The sequence below is a fragment of the Paenibacillus sp. FSL H8-0280 genome (assembly GCF_045040665.1).
GTDB classification, from domain to species: Bacteria; Bacillota; Bacilli; order Paenibacillales; family Paenibacillaceae; genus Paenibacillus; species Paenibacillus xylanexedens_A.
Genome location: NZ_CP150296.1, coordinates 6,251,237 through 6,269,603, shown reverse-complemented (window position 1 = coordinate 6,269,603; position 18,367 = coordinate 6,251,237). Strand labels below are relative to the sequence as shown.

Genomic DNA, 18,367 nt, shown 5'->3' with positions numbered 1-18,367 from the left:
ACACAGGAACTGTAGTTCCTGGATTAGATTTATCAAGAGCTTCCATCCCTTAGGGGATGGGGCTCTTTTGTGCGTAGAGGAGCTGGGAAATGATCTTTGGAAATAAAATGGTGAAACTATTCCCTATGCTGCTGCGTCTAATAGATAGTATGAAGAATCACAATTGGTACAAGTTTGTCTCCAGATTCGGATGTTTACGAAAATATTCGTACGCCTACATTCGAGAACTGGATATTGAGATTTCCATCCAAATTTACCATCAAAATTCGTTGACAGGGCTGTCTACCTTGCAAAATGAAACATGACAATCGGACGCTTCCGCTAACGACTATGATTTTTTGCACTTAAACTCCGTTTGATATGTCTCAGAAGTTCAAAGAAGTGTGCCGTGGCGTGTTGCGGCGGCCCTTACAAACTGTTACAATTTATGCAAAGAGAATCATTGTCCTGATGAGGAATTGTCAACGAATGATCGCTAATCATAATCAATGACAGGCACAGCACCATGAACATGATTCGCAAGGCTCGGGCTTCGGCTAGTTTTTAATAACCGAATCCGTTTGAATACCGAATCAGCTTCATGAGGAACGCTTGGCAAGCCTGGAGTTGATTCATCATATTACTTATTAGCATATGATTTGAATTTGATTTTTACACGGATGACGAAGTGTAACCTTCATTAAGCTCAAATCATATTGTATGTCACCCCCGGGCAAGTGGATGCAACATCCATCCGATGGTGTCGCGTGGCGGCAACAGGGGGTCTATTCTGTTTTGCACGAAAGGGGTATACCATGCTAGGACTTGTCAAAAAGATCTTCGGCGACATGAACGAACGTGATGTTAAACGTCTGATGAAGACGGTCGATGTGATCAATAAACTGGAACCACAATTTCAGGCGTTGTCTGATGAACAACTGAAAGGTAAAACGGACGAATACCGTGCTCGTATTGAAAAGGGAGAAACAACAGATGAGCTTCTTCCAGAGGCATTTGCAACCGTACGTGAGGCTTCACGCCGTGTACTGGGCAAACGTCATTACGATGTACAGATGCTGGGCGGTATCGCTCTGCATGAAGGCCGTATTTCCGAGATGAAAACGGGTGAAGGTAAAACGCTGGTAGGAACACTCCCGGTATATCTGAACGCATTGATGTCCAAAGGTGTTCACGTGGTCACGGTCAATGACTATTTGGCACAGCGGGATAGCCAGGAAATGGGACAAATCTATGAATTCATGGGCATGTCGGTAGGGGTTAACCTGAGTGGTATGGACCATGCTTTGAAACAACATGCGTATGCATGTGATATTACTTACGGAACGAACAACGAGTTTGGTTTTGACTATCTGCGTGACAACATGGTGCTGTACAAAGAGCAAATGGTACAACGTCCATTGTTCTTCTGTATCATTGATGAAGTAGACTCCATCCTGGTCGATGAGGCGCGTACGCCACTCATTATCTCTGGACAAGCTCAGAAGTCGACGGATATGTACTATGCAGCAGATCGTTTTGTGAAGCGTTTGGTGCCGGAAGAAGACTTTACGGTAGACATTAAGGTTAAATCCGTAGCGTTGACTGAGGCCGGCGTGGCAAAAGCAGAGAAAGCATTTGGTATCGAAAACTTGTATGATCATGCCAATGTAACTCTCAACCATCACATCGTGCAGGGTTTGAAAGCTAATGCAATCATGCGTCGTGACGTGGATTATGTGGTCAGTGATGAGGAAGTTATGATCGTTGATGAATTCACAGGTCGTCTGATGTCTGGACGTCGTTACAGTGATGGATTGCACCAGGCGATTGAAGCCAAAGAAGGCATTGAAGTACAAAACGAGAGCATGACGCTTGCTACGATTACCTTCCAGAACTATTTCCGGATGTACCGTAAACTTGCGGGTATGACGGGTACAGCGAAAACCGAGGAAGAAGAGTTTAAAAAAATCTACGGCCTCGAAGTACTGCAAATTCCAACCAACCGTCCGAACAAGCGGGATGACATGGCAGATGTCGTGTATAAGAGCATCGATGGCAAGTTCAATGCTGTTGTAGAAGAGATCGTGGCACGCCACAGCAAGAACCAGCCGGTTCTGGTAGGTACAGTGTCGATCGAGAACTCGGAGCGCCTATCAGACATGCTTAAGCGCCGTGGTGTGAGACACCAGGTACTGAACGCCAAGTACCATGCGGAAGAAGCAGAGATCATCTCAGGAGCTGGTCAAGCGGGTGCAGTAACGATTGCAACCAACATGGCTGGACGGGGTACAGATATTATCTTGGGTGAAGGTGTAGCTGAAGTAGGCGGACTTCATATCATCGGTACTGAGCGTCACGAATCACGCCGGATTGATAATCAGCTGCGTGGTCGTGCGGGACGTCAAGGTGACCCGGGTTCAACACAATTTTACCTGTCACTGGGTGATGAATTGATGAGACGTTTCGGTGCAGACAATGTATTGAACATGATGGAGCGCCTTGGTTTTGAAGAAGACCAACCCATTGAGAGCCGGATGATTACCCGTGCAGTAGAATCGGCGCAGAAGCGTGTTGAAGGTAACAACTTTGACGTGCGTAAAGTCGTTCTCCAATATGATGACGTTATGAACCAACAACGTGAAATTATATATAAACAGCGCCGCGAGGTACTGGAGTCCGAAAATATTAAACAAATCGTTATGGATATGATCAAACCTTCCATTGAACGTATCGTTGAAGCACATTGTGGTGACGATATTCCGGAGAACTGGGAGCTGCAGGAAGTTGCCGATTACATGAACAGCAAATTGCTGGATGATGGTTCGGTAACGAAAGATGATCTATGGGGTAAGGAAGCAGAAGAGATCATCGAGTACCTGTTTACGAAAGTTCAGAACAAATACAATGCACGTGAAGAGCGAATTGGCGAAGAGATGGTTCGTGAGTTCGAGAAAGTGGTTGTGCTCCGTGCAGTAGACAGCAAGTGGATGGATCATATTGATGCAATGGATCAATTGCGTCAAGGTATCCACCTTCGTGCCTACGGCGGTACAGATCCACTGCGTGAGTACCAGTTCGAAGGCTTCGAAATGTTCCATCAGATGATCGCTTCGATTCAGGAAGAAGTAGCGACTTATGTGATGAGAGCACAGATCGAGAGCAATCAGGAGCGTCAAGCGGTTGTTGAGGAAAGTCAGATCTCGACAAGCGGTGAACCTGCTGAGAAACGTCCAGTGAAGGTTTCCGACCAAATCGGACGTAACGATCCATGCCCATGCGGTAGTGGCAAGAAGTTCAAACACTGCCACGGTCAAGAGTAGAGCGATGGTTTTTATATACACTTTAGTGTAATAAGTTGAACCTCGATTTTACACCATAACGGAGAGTGCAGAAGCAATCTGAAGAAGCGGAGCGTTCGCCTAAAAGCTTTCTGCAAGAAAGCTACATCGGAAGCATACGCTATCCCCGGATTTTTCCCTTGAAAGAGGGAATCAAGAAAATCTTGGGATAAGAGCGATCGGAAGATGCTGCTGTAATCGGAGTAACAGGTGTAACATGAACTAGGTGAACTTATATAGCATGACATGAATGGCTCCTTGCAGCCGGGTATTCCATAGGATGAAGTGAAGGATGCAAAACCGATTAATGGTGCATAGTTATAATAATATGACCATGATCACGGGGAAGAGATATACTGATATAATAGTAGTCTCAACACCAGGGTGGCGCATCACTTACTTGATCTGGAGGAATGTCCTGGATGCGGGGAGCTTATCTTAATGAAAAGAGGAATTGCACATGATCGATCCAAACGTGAAGCATGACCTGCGTGAAATAGGCAAGAAACTAACAAACCTTAGGGGGTCTCTTTGACTTAGATCTGAAGCAAGAGATGATTGGCAACTTCGAAGTGAAGATGTCTGCCCCGGATTTCTGGGATGATAGTGACAAGGCGCAATCCGTAATCGCTGAGCTAAATGCGGTGAAGGGATCTGTGGATCAATACACCAAACTCCAACAGGATTATGATGATGCGGTGATGATGATAGAGCTGGCGGATGAAGAAGGCGACGAAGACCTCGCTACCGAGATTGGTAACAGTATTACAGCGATCGTGAACAAAGTCGCAGAGTTCGAACTTCAACTTCTCCTGAATCAGCCATACGACAAGATGAATGCGATTCTGGAGCTTCACCCGGGTGCGGGTGGTACCGAGTCCCAGGATTGGGGACAGATGCTGCTCCGGATGTACACACGCTGGTCCGAGAAGCGTGGCTTCAAGGTTGAGGTACTGGATTATCTGCCAGGTGATGAGGCTGGGATCAAGAGTGTTACGTTGTCGATCAAGGGACATAACGCATATGGTTATCTGAAAGCCGAGAAAGGTGTACACCGACTGGTGCGGATCTCTCCTTTTGACTCATCGGGCCGTAGACATACGTCCTTTGTATCCTGTGATGTGGTACCGGAGATTGATGACACGATTGAATTGGACATTCGTACAGAGGACCTCAAGATCGATACGTACCGGGCAAGTGGCGCGGGTGGACAACATATCAATACCACCGACTCTGCAGTACGGATTACTCACCTTCCGACAGGTGTAGTTGTAACGTGTCAGAATGAACGTTCACAGATCAAGAACCGTGAGCGAGCGATGACAATGCTTCGTTCGAAATTGTATGAGCGTAAAATTGAAGAGCAAAAACAACAGCTGGATGAAATCCGAGGAGATCAGTCGGATATTTCATGGGGTAGCCAGATTCGCTCCTATGTGTTCCATCCCTATAGTATGGTAAAGGATCACCGTACAAGCGTAGAGACTGGGAATACAGGGGCAGTAATGGACGGCGACCTCGATGCATTCATCGATGGTTATTTGCGTAGCCAGATTAAAGTAGAAACGGATTAATATAAGTTCCTGTATGGACCCATGCGTGTAGGCGTATGCTGGTGTATACGGGAGCTTTTTTTTGAATAATTTTATAGGATAGAAAAAATGAGCGAACATCTGATCAGTCACAACAAAGGAGAGCACGAGAACATGCAACAACGATCACAACTTCACAATAATCGCAAAAAGAGGATAACTAGCCTCATTCCACTCAATGGTCCATGGAGAAACGTCGTGGATACGGTATCTATCATTGTAGGCTCGTTTTTAATCGCAGTGGCCTTTAATTTATTTTTATTACCGAATCAGATCGCTTCGGGTGGAGTGTCCGGGTTATCGATCCTAGGCAAGGAGTGGATCAATCTGGAGCCGGCATACACCCAGTGGGCGATTAACATCCCGCTCCTGATCGCTGGTTTCCTGCTTATTGGTAAGCAGTATGGTGTTCGCTCCGTATTGGGCAGTATTGTCCTGCCACTGTTAGTTTATCTCACGAAGGATTGGGCCATTCCAACAACGAATCCACTACTTGGCTCACTGTATGGTGGGATTGGTGTTGGTTTAGGGATTGGAATTGTATACCGAGGTAGAGGATCAACAGGCGGCATGAGCATTCTCGCCAGGATCGTGCAGAAGTACAGTGGCCTGAGTTACTCCCTCTGTGTCGTCATTATGGATGCTACCGTTATTATTATGGCTGCATTTGTATTGTCATTGGAGCAGTCCCTCTATGCGCTGATTGGGTTGTATGTTACCGGTAAAGTGATCGATGCCGTTGAGATGGGCCTAGGCTTTTCCAAGGTGGCGTATATTATCTCCAACCAGACAGAAGCGATTAGCAAAGTGATTCTGGATGATCTGGATCGCGGATTAACGAAGCTGGAAGCCAAAGGCGGTTACACTGACGATCAACGAACAGTACTGATGGTAGTCGTTGGGCAAAATGAGGTGCCAAGACTCAAAGCGTTGATCCGGTCTGTGGACCCGGGAGCGTTTGTCATTATCAGTAACGCGCACGAAGTGCTTGGAGAAGGTTTTAAGCGGGGAGAACATGTTTGAACGGGTTGAAAATATAATGAGTGAGCCAATATAGGCTCATAAATTTGAAAATTTAAGAAAAAAAGCAGGTACGCCCTCCTCTGAGATAACGGAGAGGGAGTACCTGCTTTTCTATTATTAAAAGTTCAACTTAACATTTCACATAACGGAGAGGACAGAAATATCTTGAAGAAGTGGAACGTTCGCCTGAAAGCTTTCTGAAAGAAAGCTACTTCGGAAGCATATGCTATCCCCGGATTTTCCCCTTTAGAATAGGGAATCAAAAAAATCTGGGGATAACAGTGATCGGAAGGATGTTCTGTCATCGGAGTGCCACCACTACAGAATCGGAGACAACAGACGGGAAATCGCTTCTTTGAAGCGGATAATCAGACTGCGTTTTTGGTATTCATCGAGCGTCATCTCCCGCGATACATGCAGGTCGTGCTCAAAGGTTTGTACAAGTGCTGTCGCAATCGTTTCATCATACATAAAGGCATTAACCTCAAAGTTCAACCGGAAACTGCGGTAGTCAATATTGGCGGTTCCCACGGATGCAACCAAACTGTCAATGATAAGTGTTTTGGCATGAATGAAGCCATTATCATATATAAATACTTTGGCGCCCACTTTTAGCAACTCACCAATATAAGATAACGTAGCCCAGTATACAAAGGCATGATCGGGCTTATTAGGAATCATAATGCGAACATCAATGCCGGACAGACACGCGAGACGAATAGCTTCGAATACACTGGCATCCGGGATAAAATAAGGTGTTTGAATCAAAATCGAATGTTTGGCACCATTAATCATCTTGAGATAACTGTTCTTGATATGTTCAGTCTCTGCATCTGGTCCACTAGAGACAATCTGCATGGCAATCTTTCCTGTACCCTCAATATGAGGGAAATGCGCCGGAACATAAGGTGTGTCGTGTTGCTTGGACGCTTCATTCCAATCCAAGAGGAAACGGGTCTGCAGCGCATGAACGGCATTCCCCTGAATACGCAGATGTGTGTCACGCCAGTAACCGAATTTCGAGTTCAAGCCAAGATACTCATCTCCAACGTTAAATCCGCCCGTGTACCCTAGGTTACCATCGATGATGACAATCTTACGGTGGTTCCGGTAGTTCATACGCAAGTTGATCAGACTAAATTTGGATGGGAAAAAGACTTCAACCAAACCGCCTGCTTCGCGCAATTCTTTGAAAAAGCGTTTTGATACCCGCCGTGATCCGAGCGCGTCATACAGCAAACGAACTTTGATGCCTTCACGGGCTTTGCGGATGAGTGCATCCCGAATTCTTTTGCCCAGACGGTCGCCTCTATAAATGTAGTATTGTACGTGCACGTGATCCTGAGCCGCTTCGATGTCATCCAAGAGCCGTTGGAACTTGTCTGTTCCGTCCGTAATGATCTCAACCGCATTATCCTCCGTTAACAGAGCACCGTTCTGCTTCAGGTTCATATAGATCATGTCCTGGCTAGTCTCGGTTGCTTGGTTGCGGAAAGGGGTGCGGTTATCGTGCAACTGCGTGAGCTGGGCTTCAATACGTTCCTCTAGCCCGAGCTTCTTACGTTCTTTCCACTGGAAAAGCCGGTATCGGGTCAGGTTCTGACCAGTTAAAAGATAAAGTACAAACCCAAACACCGGAATAAAGTTCAAGACGAGCAGCCAAGCCCAGGAAGCGCTGGCATCCTTCCGTTCGAAGAAAACGACTGCTGCCGCAAAAATAATATTCAGGCCAAGGAGTACAATAAGTAAAATGGATTCGATATGCACTATAGTCCCCCATGTCTCATAATGACCATCATGAATCTATTCATATGTCCTTGATTAGCAGGTTAGTTATGAATGAGACCCTGATTGTAATGTTTCCTACTAATACGTATTTTAACAGATGTATACCTATTCGTCCCGGATAGTAAAAAAAGATATGTTCGGATTGGATGGAAATCCATGTGAAATTGATGATAGAGTGTTGTATTTATATAACCAGAGTCGTATAATAATACACAAATATGCATATAAGCGACGGAATTGCTGTGTTCGGGCCTCATTCATGCACGGGCATAGCACAAGTAGCGCATACATCGAGATTGGGGGAGCGAGAGTGAATAACAAATTAAAAGTAGCAATCGTCGGTTCCACCGGCTACGGCGGGGTGGAGCTGATTCGTTTTTTCCAGAACCATCCGTTGGTTGAAATCACATCGGTGATCTCATCATCGAGCAGTGGTGAGTCCATCGCAGATGGATTTCCGCATTTGACGGGCGTGATTCACAGGCCACTCGACGGTGTAGATCCGGTTGAAATTGCGAGTCGTGCGGATCTGGTATTCACAGCGACCCCGTCCGGCGTAAGTGCTAAGCTTGTACCAAGTCTTCTGGCAGCAGGGCTTAAGGTGATTGACCTGTCTGGCGATTTCAGACTCAAGGATGGAACGGTGTACGAAGAGTGGTACAAACATCCGGCGCCTTCAGCTGATTTGCTGGAACAAGCGGTATACGGCATGGCTGAGGTGTATGGCGAGAAAGTGAAGGGACAGAATTTTATATCCAACCCGGGTTGTTATCCAACGGCTACACTTCTTGGACTGATCCCTGCTGTAGAGGCAGGCTGGATTGATCCTTCTACTATTATAATTGATGCTAAATCAGGCGTATCTGGAGCAGGACGCGGAACAAGTCTGACGAACCATTATGCAGAGATGAACGAGAATCTCAAAGCCTATAAACTGAATAAACATCAACATATTCCCGAGATCGAACAAGTGCTTGGCAATATAACGGGAACGCCTGTTACGGTTACCTTTACAACACATCTGGTGCCAATGACACGTGGAATTATGAGTACGATGTATGCAAACCTCGTTGGGGAACACAGCGACCGGGAGATCGTAGATTTGTACCGTAAATATTATGAGAACAGACCTTTTGTACGTGTACGTGAACCGGGCATCTGGCCTTCTACCAAAGAAGTGTACGGATCCAACTATTGTGATATCGGATTTGCGGTAGATCCTCGCACAGGTCGTTTAACGATTATTTCGGTCATCGACAACCTGGTGAAGGGTGCTTCCGGGCAAGCGATTCAAAATATGAACCTGATGATGGGATGGGAGGAGAACCTCGGGCTGAACATGACACCGGTATATCCATAAGAGATGGAATTCAAGAGGTGCATTGGCATATGAAGTGTAAAATTGCATTCTCAGAGTCACTTAGGGAGAACGGATCAGGTTAAGCAGGCGATCATCAGCATATAGCTGAACGCATACGGGGGATATGATATGGGAACGAATGTGGAGCAACAGACTTTTACCGTGGTTGAGAACGGAACAATTGTAACCCCTGGGGGGTTCACTGCTGGTGGACTTCACTGCGGATTGAAAAAGACATCTCGCAATGACATCGGAGCGATCCGCTGTGATGTACCAGCTACAGCTGCTGCTGTATACACAACGAACGTGTTTCAGGCGGCACCACTCAAAGTAACGCGTGAAAGCTTGAGCAACGGACGTCTTCAAGCTGTTATCGTCAATAGTGGTAATGCTAATGCATGTACAGGGCAACAAGGTGAAGAAGATGCTTATGCGATGCGTTCGGCCGCTGCGCGTGAGTTGGGTGTGGCAGAAGAGGACGTGGCTGTGGCATCCACAGGTGTCATTGGGGAATTGCTCAAAATGGATGCTGTACATTCAGGCATCACTGGTCTTCCAACGCATATGGGCAAGGAGTCGAATGAGGCGGAACAATTTTCACAAGCGATTCTGACAACGGATTTGGTGAAAAAAGAAGCTTGCGTCTCCGTTCTGGTTAACGGCAAGACGGTTACGATTGCGGGAGCCGCCAAAGGCTCGGGTATGATTCATCCGAATATGGCGACAATGCTCGCTTTCATGACCTCTGACGCGGTCATTGGTGCAGAAGCGTTGCAGCGCCTGCTGCGCCAGGCTACGAATCATACATTCAACATGATTACCGTTGATGGGGATACAAGTACAAACGATATGTTGGTAGCTATGTCCAGTGGATATGCAGGCAATGAAGAGCTGACGATGGAGCACCCGGATTGGGACGCTTTTGCAGCCGGCTTCACCTATGTATGCCAAGTACTGGCCAAAGCCATTGCTCGTGATGGTGAAGGAGCAACCAAACTGGTTGAGGTAGAAGTTACAGGTGCAGTAAGTGATGAATCCGCGCAAGCCATTGCCAAAACCGTCATCGGGTCTAGTCTGGTGAAATCCGCTATGTTTGGCGCTGACGCCAACTGGGGTCGGATTATTGCAGCCGTAGGGCGTGCAGGACAGCCGGTGAACCCGGATACCGTAGATATCCGTTTGGGAGATATCTCGGTACTTGCGCAGTCCCGCCCAGTCGTGTTTGACGAAGAAGCGGCATTGGCCTATTTGCAGACTGATACAGTTCGCATCGTGGTGGATTTGCACCACGGCGAAGGAACAGCAACAGCCTGGGGCTGTGACCTGACGTATGACTACGTCCGAATTAACGCCGCATACCGCACTTAATAAATCTTTGGATAAAGGTTTTGCGAAACAGCTGTCTTCTATTGTGAAGCTGTTTCGTGAGATGTTTCAAAAATTATCAATGAAATTTAAACTTGTTGTTTGGTGTTGGACATATAGCGATAGTAATGGAGAAGACGGAATTGATTCTGCAGAAGCGGAGCGGTCGCCTTTGTCTCCGGGTGTTCCCCTATATAGGGATAATTCAAGAAACCTGGAGACAACAGCGATCAAAAGAACAATCCGAATTCGGAATGGACTCCTACCAGCCTTTGTGACCTTATAAAAGTGTTATATTTTTTTGAATATAATTTTTACTATGATAGGAGCTTGCCCTCATGAATTCAACAATGCCAAACGAGAGTACCGCAACGGAAGCGAGCACAGAAAAACAGATGTTTGTCATGAAATGTGGAGGCAGCACGCTGGCAGCATTGCCCGAGTCTTTCTTTGCGGATCTGCGTGATTTGCAGTCTCAGGGCACGCAACCAGTCATCGTACATGGTGGAGGTCCTGCGATCTCGGATAACCTGGCGAAGCTTGGTATCGAAACCGAATTTGTTAATGGCCTGCGCAAAACGACTGAACCTGTGCTGGACGTAGTGGAGATGGTGCTTGCGGGCAGTATCAACAAACAGATCGTACGTCTGATTCAACGTGTGGGCGGTCGTGCACTAGGCTTGTCCGGCGTTGATGGAGGTCTGATTCAGGCGAAGCCCGTATCGAACCACGCAGAGATCGGTTGGGTAGGCGATGTCACTGGTGTGAACGCAGAGATTATCCAAGGCATCGTGAACATGGGTTACATGCCGGTTATTGCACCAGTTGGCGTAGATGCAACTGGACAACGCTACAACATTAACGCAGATACAGCTGCGGGTGCAGTGGCGTCTCATCTCGGCGTAAGTCGGATGATTGTCGTGACCGACGTTCCAGGCATCATGAAGAACGTAGGCGGCGAGAAAAAAGTACTGCCATCCGTATCTGTACAAGAGATTGAGGACATGATCCAGACCGGAGAAATCTATGGCGGCATGATTCCCAAAGTACGTGCAGCAATTGCATGTATTCATGGCCAAGTACGTGAGGTCGTCATCGTAGACGGCAGCGAACCTCAAATCCTGAGCCGAGTGCTCAGCGGAGAAATCATCGGAACAAGAATCATCCGTATGCAATAATTTGCTTGATACGCTAGGGTCTTAATAGTCTTATTTAAATAAAAAAATATGTGCACGGCTTTTTAATATAAGAAATCTAATATTACACTCACATATCGTAGGGTGCAGAACCAATCTGAAGAATAAAAATGCATAACGGAGAGGACAGAAATAACCTGAAGAAGCGGAGCGTGCGCCTTTATCACAGGATTTCCCCCATTGAAGGGGAATAAAAAAAATCCAGGGATAACAGCGATCGGAAGGTTGTTCTGTCATCGAAGTGGAGTATGCATACGTTCGGAAGATGGTTCCGCAATCGGAGTGATCTAGTGTAAATAAGAGCTCTTATATAATTGCCGTTGCACCAACCAATAAGGAGTGATAGGGTCATGGCAAAAGGCAACGAACAGCCAGGTTCTGGCACAGCGGTAGCGGGCGCAACAGCAACAGGTGCAGCGGCACAGACGGAAAGCTCGCTTTTCCAAACGTATGCGCGTTATCCAATCAGTCTGGTCAAAGGTAAAGGCAGCTGGTTGTGGGATGACCAGGGCAACCGTTATCTCGATTTCATGTGCGGACTCGCTGTAACTAGCCTGGGCCATGCACCGGAGAAAGTTGGAGCCAAGCTGAAAGCTCAGATTGATGAGTTGTGGCATGTGTCCAACCTGTTCCAGATTCCAGGCCAGGAGAAGGCAGCAGCACTGCTGACAGCCAATACGTGCGCTGATGCAGTGTTCTTCTGTAACAGTGGTGCCGAAGCGAATGAAGCAGCTATCAAAGTTGCACGTCGTTATCACCAGAAGGTGAAGGGTACAGATCGGTATGAAGTGATCACATTCGCCCAGTCCTTCCATGGACGGACACTCGCTACACTGACAGCAACCGGACAGGATAAGGTGAAAGAAGGATTTTTGCCATTGCCAGCGGGATTTGTAACCGTACCTTTGCATGATATCCCGGCACTTGAAGCGGCAATTGGACCCAACACAGCAGCTATTATGGTGGAAATGGTTCAGGCCGAGGGTGGTGTATATCCGGTTGAACCGGAATTCGTCAAACATGTACGGAAATTGTGTGACGAGAATGGATTGTTGCTCATTGTTGATGAAGTTCAAACGGGAATGGGACGTACGGGTAAATTGTTTGCGCACGAACATTATGGCATTGAGCCAGACGTGTTCACCGTTGCCAAAGGTATCGGCAGTGGTTTCCCTGTAGGCGCGATGTTGGGTAAAGGTTTCCTGCGGGATGCGTTCACGCCAGGTAGCCATGCGACGACATTTGGTGGAACACCACTAGCTTCATCCGTTGTAATCGCAACAATTGAAACGATGCTGGAAGATCGCTTGCCAGAGCGTGCAGCGGAGATGGGTGAATACCTGATGAGCTCCCTACGGGATCGTTTGGCGGGTAATTCCTTTGTGAAGGAAGTTCGTGGCTTGGGATTGTTGGTCGGCATCGAATGTGCTGAGCCGGTAGGTGATATTGTGCTTGCTGGGCAAAAACGCGGTATTTTGTTCGTCTCTGCAGGACCTAATGTGATTCGTTTGCTTCCGAACCTGTATGTGAGCAAAGAAGAGATCGACGAGGCGGTATCCCTGGTAGCCACATTGATCGAAGAGCACGTAGCGGCGAAAGCCTAATATAAAAATGAGAACCTTTCTGTCTCGGGGCCATTACCGGCCTCGAAGCAGAACGAGATGATGAATCCCTGTAGCCGCGCGGTGAAATTGCAGAAGGCGGGAATGAATAAACTCGAGAAGCATCCAGACAAAGTGTTGACGGTGCTCTCTTCTGCCCATGCGGGTGCAGGGAACCGGAAATAAGGAGGACATTATACATGACAGCACAACAGACGGAAAAGATTCAGAAGATTGATCTGAGAGGCCGGGATTTTATCGAATTCACGGACTACACGGCCGAGGAGATTCGTTATCTGCTTGATCTCGCGATTGAGATTAAAGGCAAGCAAAAAAGCGGTGTACCTTTTCAACCGTTGAAAGGCAAAACGATCGGACTTATTTTTGAAAAATCATCCACACGTACGCGTGTATCTTTTGAAGTGGGTATGTTCCAATTGGGCGGACACGCGCTCTTCCTGAGCAAAAATGATATCCAGCTGGGTCGCGGGGAAACAACACATGATACAGCCAAAGTATTGTCCCGTTACCTGGACGGCATCATGATCCGTACCTTTGGACACCATAATGTAACTGAACTGGCAGAGCATGCGGATGTTCCGGTCATTAACGGCCTGAGCGATGCAGCGCATCCTTGTCAGGTACTGGCAGACTTCCAAACGGTGCTGGAGCACAAAGGCAAGCTGGCAGGTCTGAAAATGGCCTACATCGGAGATGGCAACAACATGGCGCACTCCCTGATGCTCGGTGCAGCGAAGATGGGAATGCATGTTGCTGTCGCAACGCCAGAAGGTTATGAGCCGGATAGTGCAGTTGTGGAGCAGGCACGCATTATCGCACAGGAGAGCGGTTCTGAAGTGACTGTAACCTACAGTGCACAAGAAGCAGCCAAAGATGCAGATATCGTGTATACGGATGTATGGGCAAGCATGGGCTTTGAAGAAGAGCAGAAGATTCGGGAGCAGGCATTTGCGGCATATCAAGTGGACGAGGAACTGATGAAAGGCGCGAAGCCGGACTACATGTTCTTGCATTGTCTGCCAGCACACCGCGGCGAAGAAGTAAGTGCCGGTGTAATTGACGGACCGAACTCTCTGATCTTTGATCAGGCGGAGAATCGCTTGCATGCACAGAAAGCATTAATGGCTGCATTAATGAGCGAATAGCTGCTATTTGCCTTTATGGGTTGATTTTAGGCGCAGATTTCGCGATGATAGATAAAAGTTTATAGCAACTGATCTTGGGGAGGACCATTGAACATGGCTAAGGAAAAAATTGTACTCGCGTATTCAGGCGGGTTGGACACATCTGTAATTTTGAAATGGTTGAAAGAAACGTATGATGCTGAGATTATCGCATTCACAGCGGATATTGGACAAAAGGATGAATTGGACGGTTTGGAGGAAAAAGCACTGGCAACAGGCGCTTCCAAAGTATACATCGACGATCTGCGTGATGAGTTCGCGAAAGATTTCATCTATCCGATGTTCCAAGCTGGTGCCCTTTATGAAGGACAATACCTGCTCGGTACAAGTATCGCTCGTCCACTGATCGCTAAACGCATGGTGGATATCGCTCGTGCAGAAGGTGCTACAGCCATCGCTCACGGCGCTACAGGTAAAGGTAATGACCAAGTTCGCTTTGAGTTGAACGCGGCTGCGCTGACACCAGACATTAACGTAATTGCACCTTGGCGTCTGGAAGAATTCCGTAACCAGTTCCCAGGACGTGCCGAGATGATCGCGTACGCTGAAAAACATGGCATTCCGGTAACCGCATCTGCGGCTAAACCATACTCCACAGACCGTAACTTGCTGCATATCAGCTATGAGAGCGGTGTGCTCGAAGATCCTTGGTTCGATCCAAGCGCGGACGAGAACAAAGACATGTTCCTGCTGAGCAGTGCACCTGAAGATGCACCAGATCAAGCCGAATATGTTGAACTTGAATTCGAACAAGGCGACTGTGTTGCGCTGAACGGTGAGCGTTTGAGCCCACTGCAAGTGATGGAGCAACTGAACGAGCTGGGTGGCAAACATGGTATTGGCCGTGTAGATATGGTTGAGAACCGTTTTGTTGGTATGAAGAGCCGTGGCGTATATGAAACACCAGGTGGAACAATCTTGTTCACCGCACATCGCAAAATGGAATCCATCACGATGGACCGTGAAGTGATGAACCTGCGTGATAGCCTGATCACACGTTACAGCACACTCGTTTACAACGGCTTCTGGTTCGCACCAGAGCGTCTTGCATTGCAAGCGCTGGTGACTGAAAGCCAGAAGAACGTAACAGGTACCGTTCGTGTGAAATTGTATAAAGGCAACATCATCGGCGCAGGTGTGAAAAGCCCTGTCAGCCTCTACAATCCGGACATCGCAACGATGGAAGCTGATCCAACGCAAGCCTACGATCAAGGTGATGCAACAGGCTTTATCCGCCTGAATGCACTGCGTTTGAAAGTAAACTCCGGCGTGGAGCAAAACAAAAACTAATTTCAACCTGCATATATAGAACTATATCAATATAAATGACAAGGCAGGCCGTTCTTGCACATCTGGCAGGAGCGGCTTTGTCCATGAGCGAAAGGGGAGTACTCACTGTGAGCAAGCTGTGGGGAGGACGTTTTACAAAACAAACCAATCATTTGGTTGAGGAATATACGGCATCAATCAATTTTGACAAAGCTTTGGCTGAGGAAGACATTCAGGGTAGTCTGGCCCATGTAACGATGCTGGGCAAATGCGGCATTCTTCCGGCGGAAGATGTAGAGACGATCAAAGAAGGTCTGATCACCGTTTTGCACAAAATCCGTGCAGGTGAAGTGGAATTCTCCGTATCGGACGAAGACATCCACATGAATATTGAGAAAAACCTGATCGAAACGATTGGCCCCGTAGGCGGTAAACTACATACAGGCCGTAGCCGGAACGACCAGGTTGCAACGGATATGCACCTATACCTGCGCGAGCGGGTGGTTGGCTTTGTAGGCATGTTGCATTCTTTGCAGGAAGCACTGATTGGACAAGCGAAAGATAACCTCGATACCATCGTACCGGGTTATACGCATCTTCAACGGGCACAGCCAATTCTGTTCGCCCATCACCTGATGGCGTATGTATCCATGTTCCAACGGGATGCGGAGCGTCTGATGGACAGCTACAAACGCATTAACATCCTGCCACTGGGCGCAGGTGCACTTGCAGGCACAACATTCCCGATTGACCGTCATTTTGTGGCGGAACAACTAGGCTTCGATGGGGTGTACGAGAACAGTCTGGACGCAGTAAGCGACCGTGACTTCATCGTTGAGTTCCTGGCAGCAGCTTCGCTGATCATGACTCACTTGTCCCGTTTGAGCGAAGAGTTGGTACTGTGGAGCAGCACGGAGTTTGGTTTTGTGGAATTGGACGACGCATTCTGCACAGGCAGCAGCATCATGCCTCAGAAGAAAAATCCAGACGTTCCTGAACTCGTTCGTGGTAAAACAGGACGTGTGTACGGCAACCTGATCGGTTTGCTGACGGTACTAAAATCTCTTCCGCTGGCATACAACAAAGACATGCAGGAAGACAAAGAAGGCATGTTTGATACTGTAGCGACGCTGGAAGGTGCACTGCAACTATTTGCTCCAATGATCGCGACAATGACAGTGAACAAGGATCGGATGCGTCAAGCGGTCAACCAGGATTTCTCCAACGCTACGGATATTGCTGACTTCCTCGTGGGCGAAGGCTTGCCTTTCCGTCAGGCGCATGAAGTGATTGGTAAAACGGTACTGTACTGCATCCAGAACAGCAAGTATTTGCTGGATCTGACGATTGATGAATTCCGTCAGTTCTCACCACTGTTTGATGACCGGATCTATGATGTGCTGCAACCGGAAGCGGTAGTGAACGCTCGTAATGTTTACGGCGGAACAGCTTCGGGTCAAGTGGCTGAAGCCATTGGACGTAGTGAGAAGGTACTGGAGATTACCGAGCAATGGATTACGAACCGCGGTTAATGCCACGGTTACGATAGGTTGCTATACAGATACGACAGTACAATAAAAAAAGCAGGCCAGAGAGCTTTGTTCTCAGCGGCCTGCTTTTTGTATTTTACAGCGATGTGCTCTAGATATATTCAATTCAACTGCGAATGGAAGGAAGGTTGTTCTGTCATCGGAGTACCAGCCTTCTTTATCCTCAGTAGCTCCCAATAATCCACTAATCGCGCTTGGGCAAAGGCAACCATTTCAATACATCCTGGATCTTGGCATCCCAGTAGCCCCACTCATGTTCACCAGGCCCTTCCTCGTATGTCAATGCGAAGTTCGTTTGTTCACAGGCATGCCGGAAGGTTTGATTATCCTCATACAGGAAATCTTCCGTTCCGCAGCATTGGTAGAGCAAAGGTCGAGGACTTTCGCTAGATTGATTTTCTTTTAACAGATGGATCAGATCGTTCTCTGTACCTGTCACCTCTGGTCCGAAAATCCGTTGTAACTCCGTCTGTTGTAATGCTGAGGATGCATTTCTATCCATATGTGCAGACATATCGAGTGCTCCAGATAAACTGGCAGCAGCCGCATATTGATCTGGTTTACGAAGGGCCAGCTTGAACGCCCCATAGCCACCCATAGATAATCCGGCAACGAAGTTGTCCTCCCGTTGGTCTGAGAGCGGGAAGAAAGAACGAGCAAGTGCCGGCAGTTCTTCACTGATAAAGCTCCAGTAACGTCCGCCTTCTACCATATCTGTATAGAAGCTGCGGTGTACCTGTGGCATAACAACGGCGATCCCGAGGTTGGCCACATAACGTTCGATGGAAGTCCGGCGCAGCCAGATGGAATCATCATCAGACAGACCGTGCAGCAGGTACAGGGTTGGGTGCAGTCCTTTGCCGGTCACATTCTCCATACCGATCTGATTGTGGGTTTGTTGCGGCAGAATGACATGCATGCTGGTGCTAAGCCCGAGCGTATCCGAGTAAAAATCACATTTAATAAGTGCCATGAGTATAAGAAACCCCTTTCATAAGTTCGTTAACTACTTGTTCTGACATGAGAGGATGGGATGAAAATCGGATGACTGAGCCTCCAAAGTGTTTATATGTAACAGGTTATACGCATTACTCTTCCATT

12 protein-coding genes are annotated in these 18,367 nt (G+C 47.6%); 10 read left to right on the top strand and 2 right to left on the bottom strand.

Translation table 11 applies throughout. The features are described from left to right. The first annotated feature begins 794 nt into the window (after window positions 1-794). The 3 genes from secA to MHI12_RS27345 all read left to right on the top strand — a co-directional run bounded on the left by secA (window position 795) and on the right by MHI12_RS27345 (window position 5,932). A complete protein-coding gene (gene secA, locus MHI12_RS27355; protein ID WP_341009164.1) occupies window positions 795-3,299 on the top strand; it encodes a preprotein translocase subunit SecA in 2,505 nt (834 codons plus the stop codon). Window positions 3,300-3,777: 478 nt separating this feature from the next. Next, a protein-coding gene (gene prfB, locus MHI12_RS27350) for a peptide chain release factor 2 (RefSeq protein WP_124116498.1) occupies window positions 3,778-4,891 on the top strand; the annotation gives its coding sequence in 2 pieces (ribosomal slippage) (window positions 3,778-3,849 and window positions 3,851-4,891; 1,113 coding nt in all). A gap of 132 nt (window positions 4,892-5,023) precedes the next feature. After that, window positions 5,024-5,932, top strand: a complete 909-nt coding sequence (locus tag MHI12_RS27345) for a YitT family protein (RefSeq protein WP_405170825.1) — start codon at window positions 5,024-5,026, stop codon at window positions 5,930-5,932. 318 nt (window positions 5,933-6,250) lie between these two features. On the opposite strand, the gene cls is transcribed toward MHI12_RS27345, so the two are convergent. Then, window positions 6,251-7,699, bottom strand: a complete 1,449-nt coding sequence (cls, locus tag MHI12_RS27340; RefSeq protein ID WP_076209833.1) for a cardiolipin synthase — start codon at window positions 7,697-7,699, stop codon at window positions 6,251-6,253. Between the two features lie 331 nt (window positions 7,700-8,030). Here cls and argC point away from each other — a divergent pair, with 331 nt between their 5' ends. The 7 genes from argC (at window position 8,031) to argH (ending at window position 17,248) form a co-directional block, all read left to right on the top strand. Then, window positions 8,031-9,080: an N-acetyl-gamma-glutamyl-phosphate reductase gene (gene argC, locus MHI12_RS27335; RefSeq protein ID WP_405170824.1), complete on the top strand. Its 1,050-nt coding sequence runs from the start codon at window positions 8,031-8,033 to the stop codon at window positions 9,078-9,080. 129 nt (window positions 9,081-9,209) lie between these two features. Next, the gene (gene argJ / locus MHI12_RS27330; RefSeq protein ID WP_405170823.1) at window positions 9,210-10,448 is read left to right on the top strand and encodes a bifunctional glutamate N-acetyltransferase/amino-acid acetyltransferase ArgJ; all 1,239 of its coding nucleotides are present in this window, start codon (window positions 9,210-9,212) and stop codon (window positions 10,446-10,448) included. A gap of 335 nt (window positions 10,449-10,783) precedes the next feature. Further along, window positions 10,784-11,623, top strand: a complete 840-nt coding sequence (argB, locus tag MHI12_RS27325; protein WP_100528444.1) for an acetylglutamate kinase — start codon at window positions 10,784-10,786, stop codon at window positions 11,621-11,623. A 368-nt stretch (window positions 11,624-11,991) separates the two neighbouring features. After that, the gene (locus tag MHI12_RS27320) at window positions 11,992-13,245 is read left to right on the top strand and encodes an aspartate aminotransferase family protein (protein WP_405170822.1); all 1,254 of its coding nucleotides are present in this window, start codon (window positions 11,992-11,994) and stop codon (window positions 13,243-13,245) included. Between the two features lie 197 nt (window positions 13,246-13,442). Further along, the gene (gene argF / locus MHI12_RS27315; RefSeq protein ID WP_047840650.1) at window positions 13,443-14,408 is read left to right on the top strand and encodes an ornithine carbamoyltransferase; all 966 of its coding nucleotides are present in this window, start codon (window positions 13,443-13,445) and stop codon (window positions 14,406-14,408) included. A gap of 93 nt (window positions 14,409-14,501) precedes the next feature. Then, the gene (locus MHI12_RS27310; RefSeq protein WP_017692004.1) at window positions 14,502-15,737 is read left to right on the top strand and encodes an argininosuccinate synthase; all 1,236 of its coding nucleotides are present in this window, start codon (window positions 14,502-14,504) and stop codon (window positions 15,735-15,737) included. A 107-nt stretch (window positions 15,738-15,844) separates the two neighbouring features. Further along, window positions 15,845-17,248: an argininosuccinate lyase gene (gene argH, locus MHI12_RS27305; RefSeq protein WP_036612430.1), complete on the top strand. Its 1,404-nt coding sequence runs from the start codon at window positions 15,845-15,847 to the stop codon at window positions 17,246-17,248. A gap of 202 nt (window positions 17,249-17,450) precedes the next feature. Here argH and MHI12_RS27300 read toward each other — a convergent pair whose 3' ends face one another. Further along, entirely contained in the window at window positions 17,451-18,239 is a 789-nt protein-coding gene (locus MHI12_RS27300; RefSeq protein ID WP_289390475.1) for an alpha/beta hydrolase family protein, read from the bottom strand. Window positions 18,240-18,367: the final 128 nt, after the last annotated feature.